This window comes from Lacticaseibacillus camelliae DSM 22697 = JCM 13995 (genome assembly GCF_001311195.1).
Taxonomy (GTDB): Bacteria; Bacillota; Bacilli; order Lactobacillales; family Lactobacillaceae; genus Lacticaseibacillus; species Lacticaseibacillus camelliae.
In genome coordinates, this window is record NZ_BBAJ01000064.1 from 1 (window position 1) to 12,638 (window position 12,638).

The 12,638-nt window shown below is 57.9% G+C and carries 10 protein-coding genes and 4 pseudogenes; all 14 read left to right on the forward strand.

Features of this window, described 5'->3' with window-relative positions; all coding sequences use genetic code 11:
* Positions 1–237: pseudogene (locus JCM13995_RS14965) on the forward strand (16S rRNA (guanine(527)-N(7))-methyltransferase RsmG); the annotation flags it as partial.
* Between the two features lie 52 nt (positions 238–289).
* Positions 290–1,113, forward strand: a pseudogene (gene noc / locus JCM13995_RS10330) (nucleoid occlusion protein).
* A gap of 9 nt (positions 1,114–1,122) precedes the next feature.
* The gene (locus JCM13995_RS10335; RefSeq protein ID WP_054665319.1) at positions 1,123–1,893 is read left to right on the forward strand and encodes a ParA family protein; all 771 of its coding nucleotides are present in this window, start codon (positions 1,123–1,125) and stop codon (positions 1,891–1,893) included.
* Positions 1,883–2,749: a ParB/RepB/Spo0J family partition protein gene (locus JCM13995_RS10340; protein WP_054665324.1), complete on the forward strand. Its 867-nt coding sequence runs from the start codon at positions 1,883–1,885 to the stop codon at positions 2,747–2,749. The genes JCM13995_RS10335 and JCM13995_RS10340 overlap by 11 nt, the downstream gene beginning before the upstream one ends.
* Before the next feature lie 39 nt (positions 2,750–2,788).
* Positions 2,789–2,986 carry a DUF951 domain-containing protein gene (locus JCM13995_RS10345; RefSeq protein ID WP_054665328.1) on the forward strand — a complete coding sequence of 66 codons (198 nt, stop codon included), beginning with the start codon at positions 2,789–2,791 and terminating at the stop codon, positions 2,984–2,986.
* A gap of 4 nt (positions 2,987–2,990) precedes the next feature.
* Positions 2,991–4,090: pseudogene (gene ychF, locus JCM13995_RS10350) on the forward strand (redox-regulated ATPase YchF).
* A gap of 11 nt (positions 4,091–4,101) precedes the next feature.
* Positions 4,102–4,791, forward strand: coding sequence for a DUF1129 domain-containing protein (locus JCM13995_RS10355; RefSeq protein WP_054665331.1), 690 nt, complete (start codon positions 4,102–4,104; stop codon positions 4,789–4,791).
* A 233-nt stretch (positions 4,792–5,024) separates the two neighbouring features.
* A complete protein-coding gene (gene guaB, locus JCM13995_RS10360; protein ID WP_054665343.1) occupies positions 5,025–6,512 on the forward strand; it encodes an IMP dehydrogenase in 1,488 nt (495 codons plus the stop codon).
* A 538-nt stretch (positions 6,513–7,050) separates the two neighbouring features.
* Complete coding sequence (gene croR / locus JCM13995_RS10365; protein WP_054665334.1) at positions 7,051–7,737, forward strand: response regulator transcription factor CroR; 687 nt, start codon at positions 7,051–7,053, stop codon at positions 7,735–7,737.
* A gap of 2 nt (positions 7,738–7,739) precedes the next feature.
* The gene (locus JCM13995_RS10370; RefSeq protein WP_054665338.1) at positions 7,740–8,912 is read left to right on the forward strand and encodes a sensor histidine kinase; all 1,173 of its coding nucleotides are present in this window, start codon (positions 7,740–7,742) and stop codon (positions 8,910–8,912) included.
* Between the two features lie 61 nt (positions 8,913–8,973).
* Positions 8,974–10,212 carry a D-alanyl-D-alanine carboxypeptidase family protein gene (locus JCM13995_RS10375; RefSeq protein WP_225350852.1) on the forward strand — a complete coding sequence of 413 codons (1,239 nt, stop codon included), beginning with the start codon at positions 8,974–8,976 and terminating at the stop codon, positions 10,210–10,212.
* A 45-nt stretch (positions 10,213–10,257) separates the two neighbouring features.
* Complete coding sequence (gene greA, locus JCM13995_RS10380; protein ID WP_054665341.1) at positions 10,258–10,719, forward strand: transcription elongation factor GreA; 462 nt, start codon at positions 10,258–10,260, stop codon at positions 10,717–10,719.
* A 45-nt stretch (positions 10,720–10,764) separates the two neighbouring features.
* Positions 10,765–12,317: pseudogene (locus tag JCM13995_RS10385) on the forward strand (UDP-N-acetylmuramoyl-L-alanyl-D-glutamate--2,6-diaminopimelate ligase).
* 128 nt (positions 12,318–12,445) lie between these two features.
* On the forward strand, positions 12,446–12,638 hold a 193-nt coding region (locus tag JCM13995_RS10390), incomplete at its 3' end, for a hypothetical protein (protein ID WP_156314443.1).

A 12,638-nucleotide genomic window follows, 5' to 3' on the forward strand; every position in this document is an offset into this window, starting at 1 on the left:
CTGGTGCGGCCAGGCGGTCAGTTTGTGGCGCTGAAGGGCAGTAAGGGCGAAGAAGAAATCAGCCATGCGAAAACGGCGTTCGGGGAGCTGGGGGGCCAGCTAAAGCAAGTGCAGACGCTCAGCCTGCCGGAAACCGGCGACCCGCGGACGCTGATCGTGGTGGATAAAATTAGCAAAACACCGGGCCGCTTTCCGCGCAAGCCGGGAACGCCCAGTAAGCAACCGTTAGGAGGTTAGCCTTTGGCACTCTTTTTTTTGGGAAGAAAAAAAACCGCAAAGTAACGAGACAGTGGTCCAAGAGCTGCCGCTGACGGCCATCGTGCCGAACCGGTTCCAGCCGCGGAAGGTGTTCAGCCCGGAAGCGATTCAGGAGCTGGCCGCCACCATTTCTGAGCACGGGCTGCTGCAGCCAATCGTGGTGCGTGAGTACAAGCCGGCTCACTATGAGATTATCGCCGGTGAACGCCGCTTCCGGGCCATGCAGTCGCTGCATTTTGAAAAAGCCCCGGCCATCGTTCAGAAGATGAGCGACGAGGAGTCGGCTGCCATGGCCTTGATCGAGAACCTGCAGCGTGAAGGCCTGTCCCCAATTGAGGAGGCCGAGGCCTACACCGACTTGATGAAGCTGAACGCGATGACGCAGCAGGACTTGGCCAAGCAGCTGGGTAAAAGCCAGTCGTTTGTTGCCAACAAACTGCGGCTTTTAAAGCTGTCCGACTCGGTCCAGGCGGCGATCATGAACGGCGAAATTTCGGAGCGTCACGGCCGCGAGCTGTTGAAGGTGGATGACTATCACCAGCAGCTGCTGCTGCACGAGATCTTGGCCAATCACCTGACTGTCAAGGAAACTGCGCAGCTGGTCGATGACACGCTGGGCGTCAAGCGCCGGCGCCATCTTCGGTGGCCAAGCCGGTCGCCACTAAGTCCAAGGACAAGGCCAAAAAGCCACGCCGCCGTCGCACGCTTGTCACTAAAGATGCGCGCATGGCGGTCAACACACTGAAGCAGTCGGTGAAACTGATTCAAGACGCGGGGCTGGCCCCGCAGGTGAAGGAAGAGGAGACCGCTTCGGCTTACCGCTTCATCATCGAGATTCCAAAGGAAAAGAAGTAGGAGGGCAAGATGGCAGCACATGTGATTGCGGTCGCAAACCAAAAGGGCGGCGTGGGCAAAACCACGACGACGATCAACTTAGGTGCGTGCCTGGCCAGTGCCGGCAAGCGGGTCCTGATCGTCGACGCCGACGCCCAAGGCAACGCGACCTCCGGGGTCGGCGTTTCGAAGGCCGACGTCGCAAAGGACATCTACGACGTGTTGGTGTCGGAGGAGCCGATTCAGTCAGCCATCATGAAAACCAAGCACCAGAACCTGTCGATCGTGCCGGCCACGATTCAGCTGGCCGGCGCGGAAATCGAGCTGACCAACCAAATGGCGCGGGAAATGCGCCTGAAGCTGGGGCTCCAGCCGGTGCTTGACCAGTACGATTACGTGCTGGTCGACTGCCCGCCGTCTTTGGGTCAGCTGTCGATCAACGCGTTCACTGCGGCGAACTCGATTTTGATCCCGGTTCAAAGTGAGTACTACGCGCTGGAAGGTTTGAGTCAGTTGCTCAACACCGTCCGGCTGGTGCAAAAGCACTTCAACCCGACGCTGAGCATCGAAGGCGTTTTGCTCACCATGTACGACGCCCGGACCAATCTGGGTGCCCAGGTCATCGCGGAGGTGCGCAAGTACTTCGGCGATAAGGTGTACGATGTGGTAATTCCGCGCATCACGCGGCTGGCCGAGGCGCCAAGCTACGGGCTGCCGATCATCGATTACGACCCGAAGAGCAAGGGCGCAGAAGTGTACGAAGCTTTGACCAAGGAGGTGCTAGCGGCCCATGGCGAATAAAAACAGCAAGGGCTTAGGGCGAGGCATCGATGCCATTTTCAAGGACTTCGAAAGTCCCGACCTGACGGTAAACAATGTGGACGAACTGCCCCTCAAGGACATTCGGCCCAATCCTTACCAGCCGCGCAAGTCGTTTGACCAGGCGGCGCTGAATGAGCTCGCAGATTCCATCAAGCAAACCGGGGTCTTCCAACCCATCATTGTGCGACAAAGTGTGTCCGGTTATGAGATCATCACGGGCGAACGGCGCTTCCGGGCGTCTAAGCTCGCAGGCAAGAAAACCATTCCGGCGATCATCCGCACGTTTGATGATCCGGAGATGATGGAGATCGCGGTGCTCGAAAACTTGCAGCGTGAAGACCTGACCCCGCTTGATGAGGCGCAGGCGTATGATACACTGATCAAGAAATTAAACCTGACGCAGGCGGAAGTCTCAAAGCGGCTGGGCAAGAGCCGGCCGTACATCGCCAACTACCTGCGGCTATTGACCCTGCCGGATGCGGTCAAGAAACTGTTGAACGAAAAAAAGCTGTCGATGGGTCAGGCCCGGACGCTGCTGTCTCTGAAGGACAAGAAGCGCCTGGTGCCCCTGGCCAAACGGACGGTGCAGGATAATTTGACGGTGCGTCAGCTCGAACGCCTGATCAATCAGCTGAACGAGGGCGCTAAGCCGAGTAAGAAGGTTGCCCCCAAGTCGCCGTTCCTGCGCGAAAGCGAGCACCAGCTGCAGGATAAGTTCGGCACGAAGGTCAACATTGCCCAAAGCAAGCAGGGCAAGGGTAAAATTGAGATCGATTTTGAGACGCAGGACGACCTTAGCCGCCTGCTGGATTTGTTCAACGTCGATCTGGATTAACTGCGCGCGAACTAGACAGCCGTTAAAGGAGGCATCAGGATGTACGAATTGCACGATCGCGTGCTGATGAAGAAGCCGCACGCATGCGGCACCAACGACTGGGAAATCATTCGCGTCGGCATGGACATCAAAATCAAATGCACAGGCTGCGGCCACATTGTAATGATGAGCCGCCACGATTTTGATCATAAAATGAAGAAGATCCTGGTAAAAGCAGACAAAAAGGAAAGTGAGTAACGTAATGGCACTAACAGCAGGTATCGTCGGCTTGCCCAACGTCGGGAAGTCCACATTGTTTAACGCGATCACCAAGGCAGGCGCCGAAATGGCGAACTACCCGTTTGCCACAATTGACCCGAACGTCGGCATGGTCGAGGTGCCAGACAGTCGCCTGGCCCGCATCGACGAGCTGATCCCGGCCAAGAAGATCATCCACACGACGTTTGAGTTCACGGACATCGCCGGGATCGTCAAAGGCGCATCCAAGGGCGAAGGCCTGGGCAACAAGTTCCTGGAAAACATTCGGCAGGTGGACGCCATTGTTCACGTGGTCCGCGCGTTTGATGACGATGAGATCACCAGCGTCACCGGCAAGGTCGACCCGCTGGACGACATGGAGACCATCAACCTCGAGCTGGCCATCGCCGACTTGGATTCCGTCGACAAGCGCTACACCAAGGTTGAAAAAATCGCCAAAAGCGGCGACAAGGAAGGCAAGGCCGAGTTCGCCGTGCTGCAAAGGATCAAGCCGGTGCTCGAAGCCGGCAAGCCGGTCCGGTCTTTGACCTTTAACGAGGATGAGCAAAAGATCGTCCACGGCCTGTTCCTGCTCACCGATAAGCCGGTCCTGTACGTGGCGAACATCGCCGAGGCCGACATGGCCGATCCGGACGCGTCGCCTTACGTTCAGCAAATCAAGCGGAGGCCGCCAAGGAGAACGCGGAAGTAATCGCCGTGTCCGCCCGCACCGAAGAGGAAATCGCCGAGCTGGACGACTCGGACAAGGCCGATTTTCTGGAGGCCGAAGGGGTCTCCGAATCTGGGCTGGACAAGCTGATCAAGGCCAGCTATCATTTGCTGGGCCTGGCGACCTTCTTCACCGCCGGCGGGCCGGAAACGCGTGCCTGGACCTTTAAGAAGGGGATGAAGGCCCCGCAAGTCGCCGGGATCATTCACTCCGACTTCGAGCGTGGGTTCATTCGCGCCGAGACGATGAGTTTCGCCGATTTGGACAAGTACGGGTCTGTCCAGGCGGTCAAGGAAGCCGGCCGCTACCGTTCTGAAGGCAAGGAATATGAAGTGCAGGACGGGGACATCATCGAGTTCCGGTTCAACGTTTAGGGGGAACAATTGTGACGGAAAAACCAGTCAAAGAAGCCGAAGCAGTGGAGGAAGTCGTTGACGTCGACGCCTTGCTGGGCAAGCTGTCGAAGAAAAATGACGAGTACGTGTTCAAGCTGCGTCGGATCCTGACCGATCACCAGTGGTCGGAAGAACGCCAAAAGGCCGTGCTGCAGGAACTGCTGCCGGAGATCATCACGGCGCAGCACCAAGGTAAGCCGGCCACGCAGCTGTACGGGCCAGTCACGGAAAAGGCGAATAGCCTGATCCACCGGCCCAAGAAGCGTAAGAAAGTGCCATTTTGGCTGAACGGCCTGGATCTCACCTTCCTGTTTTCCAGCATGTTTGGTCTCGTTTACGGGGTGATGGGCTACTTTAACCGCAACAAGCCGCAAACCGCCAGTGGCAACGGCCTGATGTCGTTGCTGCTGATGGCGGCGGTCGCCGGGTTTGCCTTTGCCTACTACAACGAGTGGAGCACCAAGAAAAAGACCGATCGGCGCAAGACCTGGCAGGTCATGGTCATGATGGTGATGGTGATCCTGGTCGGGTCTTGGGCCGCCGGGGCGGTCGGCATGATCAAGTCGCCGATCACGTCACCGATGCAGTGGCCGGTCTACCTGGTCGTGGCCGTGGTCACCTACGGCATTCACTACCTGCTTAAGCGGCGCTACCACTTGCGGGGCCTGATGGCTCAGTAATCCGAACTTTTCTATTCGGCAAGCCGTTAAAATCCCGAATATAGCGAACAATTCATTTTCCTTTTGTCTGCTTGGCTCTGATCATTCGGAGCTAGCTCACTGAAAATGAGACAATTATCATTTACAAACCGCGTTGGGTCAGGGCTCAGCGCGGCTTTTTGCGTATCCATTGACGCTTCAGGGCCCTCAGTGCTATGCTGGTCAACAACAAAAAAACGAAAGAGGGCTCTCACTTGAGTAATTGGGACACGAAGTTCGCGCGAAAAGGGTTCACGTTTGACGATGTGCTGTTGATCCCTGCAGAAAGTCACGTTTTGCCGCAAGATGTCGAGTTGAAAGTGCAGCTCGCACCAAACCTGAAGTTGAACATTCCAATCCTGTCCGCTGGCATGGACACGGTCACCACCTCTGCGATGGCCATCGCCATGGCGCGCCAGGGCGGCCTCGGCGTCATTCACAAGAACATGAGTATCGCTCAGCAGGCCGATGAGGTCCTGACCGTGAAGCGGTCCGAAAACGGCGTCATCATCAACCCGTTCTTCCTGACCGCCAATGACCCGGTTTCCGCAGCCAACGCGCTGATGAAAAAGTACCGGATCTCCGGCGTGCCGATTGTCGATTCCAAGGATTCCCGTAAGCTGACCGGCATCATCACCAACCGCGATCTGCGCTACGTCAAGGATCACAGCGTGGCGATTGGCTCAGTCATGACCAAGGAGGGCTTGGTCACTGCGCCGACTGGCACGTCCCTGCAAGAGGCTGAGGAAATTCTCCAGGCCCACAAGATCGAAAAGTTGCCCCTGGTTGACGAAGACGGCCGCCTGTCCGGCTTGATCACCATCAAGGACATCGAAAAGGTCGTTGAGTTCCCGGACGCCGCTAAGGATGCCCACGGTCGCCTGCTGGTTGCCGCTGCTGTCGGTGTTACCTCTGACACTTTCGAACGCGCACAGGCACTGCTGGATGCCGGTGCCGATGCCATCGTCATCGACACCGCGCATGGCCACTCCGCTGGGGTGCTGCGCAAGGTCAAGGAGATCCGCGCCCACTTCCCGGACGCGACCCTGATCGCCGGCAATGTGGCGACCGCTGAAGGTACCGCGGCCCTGTACGACGCCGGCGTTGACGTGGTCAAAGTCGGGATAGGCCCGGGGTCCATTTGCACGACGCGGATCGTTGCCGGTGTCGGCGTGCCGCAGTTGACGGCGGTTTACGATGCCGCGACTGAGGCCCGCAAGCGCGGTAAGGCCATCATTGCCGATGGCGGGATCAAGTACTCCGGCGACATTGTGAAGGCACTGGCCGCTGGCGGTACAGCCGTCATGCTGGGTTCCATGCTGGCGGGCACGGATGAGGCGCCTGGCGACATGGAAATCTACCAAGGCCGGCGGTTCAAGACTTATCGCGGCATGGGGTCGCTGGGTGCGATGGAGCAGGCCCACGGCAGCAAGGACCGCTACTTCCAAAGCGGCGTGAACGAAGCCAAGAAGCTGGTTCCGGAAGGCATCGAAGGTCGCGTCGCTTACAAGGGCAGCCTCGCCGACGTCATTTACCAAATGGACGGCGGACTGCGTTCAGGCATGGGTTACGTCGGCGCCAAGACCGTCACTGACCTACAGGACAACGCCCAGTTCATCCAGATCTCCGGCGCGGGCCTGCGTGAAAGCCACCCGCACGATGTTCAAATCACCAAAGAAGCACCTAATTACTCGGTCGAATAATTCAGTCAATCACTTTCGGCCCCGATGCAAGCAGTCTGCTTGCGTCGGGGCTTTTTGGTGACCACTTCCTTAAGAATTTTCAGCCCATTCCCAAAGGCTTAAGCAAGCTGGCAATCCTTTTGGTACAATGAAGGCGGACTGAGGACTTTTCTGCAAATGGGGGAGTCGGTCAGTCAATGCTTTTACTCGAGGTGAAAGTGCAGACCCTTCGCAGGCTTATTCCTAGTCGTCGGGCTAAAACCGCCCGCCTTCGCAGCCTTATCGTAGTTGCGCTCAGCGGGGCAACGCCCGAGCGCCTAGCTACGTCCAAGCCCTCGCCGGCAAAAAGCGGCGGCAATGTACCAGGCTAGGCTAGTCATCGGGCTAAAATCGCCCCGCTTCGCAGCCTTATCCTAGTTGCGCTCCGGGTCTGCAACGCCCGAGTGTCTAACTACGCCCGGTGCCTCGCCGCCCAAAAGCGGCGGCAATGCACCAGGCTAGGTTAGCCATCGGGCTAAGTGCGCAGACCCTTCGCAGCCTTTTATAAAGGAGCACTCTTATGAAAATTCTCATTGTAGATGACGACAAGGAAATCGTCGAACTGCTCAGTATTTACGTCAAAAATGAACATTACGAACCAATTGAAGCATACAGCGGCAAAGAGGCCATCACGAAATTGGCCACGAATCCCGACATTGCCCTCATGATCCTCGATATCATGATGCCGAACATGTCTGGCATTGACGTGGTCAAGCAGGTGCGCAAGGATTCGCAGATCCCGATTATTATTGTTTCCGCCAAGACGGGCGACATGGACAAAATTCAAGGCCTGATCACCGGCGCCGACGATTACGTCACCAAACCCTTCAACCCGCTGGAAGTCATGGCGCGGGTCAAGAGTCTGCTCCGCCGCTTCACGAACAACGTCACCAATACCGAGCCGGATAAGCTTGAAGTCGGGCCGCTCACCATCATGAAGGACAGCCACGAAGTCACCACGCTGACCGGTAAGCAGATCCAGCTGACCGCGCTTGAGTTTGGGATCTTGTACTTGCTGGCCAGCCACCCCAACCGCGTCTTTTCCGCCGACGAGATTTTCGAGCGCGTCTGGCAGCAGGAGTCGATTGTGTCGGCCAAAACCGTCATGGTCCACGTCTCACACCTGCGCGACAAGATCGAAGAGGCCACTGGCGGTGAAAAGGTGATCGAAACCGTCTGGGGTGTCGGCTACAAAGTCGAGGCCTAACCATGGCAGAAAAAGTCCGCCTGGCTGGCAAGGAGAAATCCGAGCTGTGGTTTGAAGGCGCCGTCACTGTTGTCCTGCTTTTGATGCTCAACTTTGCGCTGTTCGTGCTGCTTAAGGAGCTGGTGGATATCAGCCAGCAGCTGCAGGATTCGATTTGGAGTGTGAAAAACGTCCTGACCTTTGGCCAAGACAAGCAGCACCTGTGGTCATGGCGCAGCGTCTTCATGGGCGTCATGGCGATTGTTGATGTGATCGTCGTCTACTGGCGCCTGATCCGCCGCTACCGGCAGATCCAGATGCGCCACGTGATCCGCGAGCTGCATTACATCGCTGACGGCCACCTGGATCACCGCATCCAGTTCAAGGTCAACACCGACCTGCAAAAGGTGATCAACTCTATTAACGCGCTGGTCGATTCCACCGTTAACTCCATGCAAGAGGAGCGGCGGATCGAAAGCAGCAAGGATGAGCTGATCACCAACGTGTCCCACGACATTCGCACGCCGTTGACCTCGATCATTGGGTACCTCGGCCTGATTGAGGACAAGCAGTATAAAAACGATGAGGAGCTGGTCAAGTACACGCACACCGCGTACCTGAAGGCTAAGCAAATGAAAGTGCTGGTAGAGGACCTGTTTGAGTACACGAAGGTCCGCCAAACGACGACCCCGCTGAATCCGGTGAAGTTTGACATGATCGCGATGATGGAGCAGCTCGCCGCCAGCTTTGAGTTGGAGGGGCAAAAACACCACCTGCGCTTCGTCGTGTCTGGGCGGCCGAACCCGCTGATGATGGAAGCCGACACCGAAAAGCTTGGCCGCGTCTTCAATAATCTGATTGCTAACGCGTTGAAGTACGGCAAAGGCGCCCACCACATTTTTCTCAACGCCGAGGAAGTGGGCTCCGAGGTCGTCATCAAGGTGCAAAACGACGGCGAACAGATCCCCAACGATTCGCTGAGCAAGCTGTTTGATCGCTTTTACCGGGTCGAAGGCTCGCGCAACCAGGAAACCGGCGGGACCGGCCTGGGGCTGGCAATCGCCCAGAGCATTGTCACGCTGCATGGCGGCTACATTTACGCCGATTCGACGCCGACCATGACCAGCTTTGTCATTCACCTGCCGCGGACTTTGGGGCAAACCCTAAAGCCGGCGCAAAAAGTCAAAAATCAATGAGGAGTTTAACCATGAAAAAAAATTTTGGCGCGGCCTGATCGTTCTGGTCGCAAGTCTCTCCGTGTGGGCCGCTGCGGCCCCGACCAGCGTGGCGGCGGCCACCAACGTTGACGTCAACGCAAAAGCGGCGGTCGCGGTGGATGCCAAGTCCGGCCAGATCTTGTACCAGAAGAACGCGGATCAGCCGCTGCCGATCGCGTCGATGACCAAGATGATCTCGCTGTACCTGGTGCTGCAGGCGATCCATGACGGCAAGCTCAAGTGGACTGACACGATCTCACCGGACAACGCCATTTACACGCTGGCCAAGGACACGTCCCTGTCAGGGGTGCCGCTGGAGCCGGAGAATAAGTACACGATCAAGGAGCTTTACCAGGCTAGCGTGATCTATTCTGCCAACGATGCGATGATGCTGCTGGCCAACGCGGTTGCCGGCTCGCAGCCCAAGTTTGTCACCCAGATGGATGACCTGCTGAAGGGCTGGGGCATCAGCGACGCGAAAATCGTGAACGTGACTGGCCTAAACAATTCTGAGCTGAAAACTGACCGGGTCCCGGGCACGCCGGCGAACGCAGAAAATGAAATGTCGGCCAAAGACATGGCCATTGTCGCCAAGCACCTGCTGAACGACTACCCGGAGATCCTGGACACCACCAAGATCTCGAGCATGATGTTCCGCCGTGGCACCAGTGACCAGACCAAGATGGATAATTATGACTGGATGCTGCCAGGCCGCGTCTCTGCGCAAAAGGATCTGCCCGTTGATGGCCTGAAGACTGGCACCACGGATCTGGCCGGCAACTGCTTCACCGGCACGGCCAAAAAGAACGGCTACCGGCTCATTACGGTCGTTCTGAACGCCGGTGGGACCGCGGTCACTCGGCGCTTTGACCAAACCGCTAAACTCATGCGGGCGGTGTTTGCCGACTGGAAGCCGCTCACGGCCACGACTAAGAATCAGGCAGTCGCCGGCCACCAGGCGCTGAAGGTGGATAAGGGCAAGCAAAGCAGCGTGGCTTTGCGCGCGGCGGACACCGTTTCCGTGTTGGTGCCGACTAGCGCGACCACCAAAGACTTGAGGTACACCTACGTGCCGGCGAAGGGCATGGCCAAGCAGGCTGCCGCGCCGGTTAAAAAAAGGCGCTACGGCTGGCGCGCTCACGGTCGATGCCAAGGGCGAGAAGCTGACGTACCTGGGCAATGCAGCCGGCAACCAGACCAAGCTGACCGCGGCCAAGACGGTCGAGAAGGCCGGGTTCTTCACGTTATTGTTTCGGGGCATTGGGGAATTTTTCGGTAATTTGTTTTAAATGACGCCAATCAACGTCTGTTGGGAGGCACTTTAATGGTTGAGTATCATAAAATTACAGAAGACGGGATGAAGACGCTGAAGGCGGAAAAAGTTCTGCTGGAGGCCGAGCGCCCGCACAAAATCAAGGCGTTGGCAGCGGCTCGCGCTTTGGGTGATCTGTCGGAAAACGCCGAGTACAGCACGGCGAAGTACGAGTTGCACCATTTGGAAGGCCGGCTGCGTTACCTGGACAAGGTGATCCGCTACGGCCAGGTCGTGTCCGAAGATCCTAAGCCCATCGCCGATCTGGGGAAAACCGTAACGGTCCGCTTCGATGACGACGAGGACGTCACGACCTTCCGGTTGGTCGGGCCGCACGAGGCCTCGATGAAGCCGGGCAACTTGGCCCTCAACTCGCCGCTGGGTCGCGCCTTAAACGGCCGCAAAGTGGGGGAAACGGTGACTGTCCAGGCGCCCAGCGGTGCTTACCAGGTCACTGTTGTCAAGCTCGCGTGAGCCTATGATATAATTGCTCGTGAACAAACACAGAGGAGTCTAAACATGGCACTTTCATTGCACGCATGCATTTTGCTTTTAAAGGAGCACCACTTGCTGAAAAGCAGCGCGGTCCAAAGCGACCTGGACACCGATATGTCCGGGATCGCCTACGATTCCCGCAAGGTCTCGGGGCCCACGCTGTTTTTCTGCAAGGGCACGCACTTCCGGCCGGTGTACCTGTCGATGGCCAAGGATAACGGCGCGACCACTTATGTTGCCGAAAAGCCGTACGTCGAAGGCAACGGCATGAACGCGCTGATCGTGGTCAACATCACCAAGGCGATGGCAATCCTGGCCGCGGCGTTTTATGATTTTCCGCAGGATGACCTGTTCGTGATCGCCTTCACCGGGACCAAGGGCAAAACGACCTCCGCGTACTTTGCGCGCGGTATTCTGGAGCAGGCGCACCCCAAGCACGTGGCGCTGTTTTCCACCATTGACACGATCGTCGGGCCAAATCCGGATCAGCGCTTCAAGTCCGATCTGACCACACCGGAGTCGGTGGACCTGTTCCGCAACATGCGCGCGGCGGTCGATAACGGCATGACGCACCTGGTGATGGAAGTGTCCAGTCAGGCTTACCTGCGCAATCGCGTGTTCGGGCTGACTTACGATGTCGGCTTTTTCCTGAACATCACGCCGGATCACATCGGCCCAAACGAACACCCGACGTTTGCCAACTACCTGCACAACAAGTTGCAGCTGCTGGTCAACTCGCGCAAGGTCGTGATCAATGCGGAAACCGAGCATTTCGACGAGGTGTACGCCGCGGCGATGACCACGACCTATCCGGACTCGATTTACCTGTTTGCCAGCACGGACTTCAAGCCCAAGCGCGATGACATCCGTATCGATTGTCGCTTCGAAAGCAAAACCCTGAGCACGACGCGCAGCCAGTTCCAGCTGGTGCCGGTAACCGACAAGGCCGCCGCGCTCAACGTGTCCGGTCAGTACAACTTGAGGCTGATCGGCGACTTCAACGAAAGCAACGCCACCGCGGCCATCATCGGTGCCGGGCTGGCCGGCGTGGACGGCGCCAAGGCGATTCCTGCATTGCCAACGTCACGATCCCCGGTCGCATGGAGCACATTGAGGTGCCGGGGCACGGCGTCGTCTACGTCGATTACGCCCACAACTACGGGGGCATGAAGGCGCTGCTTCACTTTCTGAAGGCGGAGTACCACGATCCGCGGATGCACGTGGTCGTCGGCTCGCCTGGCGACAAAGGCGTGTCGCGCCGGCCAGGGTTTGCCAAGGTGCTCAGCGAGTACGCGACCACGGCCTACCTGACCACGGACGATCCCGGCTTTGAGGACCCGGCGAAGATTTGCGCCGAGATCGATGCCGGCATCGATCACGACAAGGTCACGGTCCACACGGTGCTTGACCGGCGTGAGGCCATCACGGCGGCCATCACCAGCAGCGGTCCCGATGACGTGGTGATCGTGGCGGCCAAGGGCGCCGATCCCTACCAGAAAGTCCGCGGCGTCAACACGCCGTGGCCGACCGACATGGCCGTGGTCAAGGAAGTCGCGAGCCAGCTCGCGGCAAAGTAATTTTCAATCAGGTCATGGCGATTCTCTCGGTCCGCCGAGGGGGTCGCTTTTTTTCTGGCGCCAGATGGGGTGGCAGTGCCAGCCGCTTATGGTACGCTAAAAGCAGCACAGATGAGGAGAGACCAATTGTGAGCCATTTAACCAATAAAAATGATGCGGCGGTCTTGGCGACCGGGGCGACGGTGCCGCTGATGGGCGTGATCATGGATGATGCGGCGACGCTGGCGGCGACCACACTGGCCGCGGGGTACCGGCACTTGATCTGCCCGCCGGCCGCTTTACCGGCCGTCCGCGCAGCCGTGGCGCAAAGCGAGACGAAAG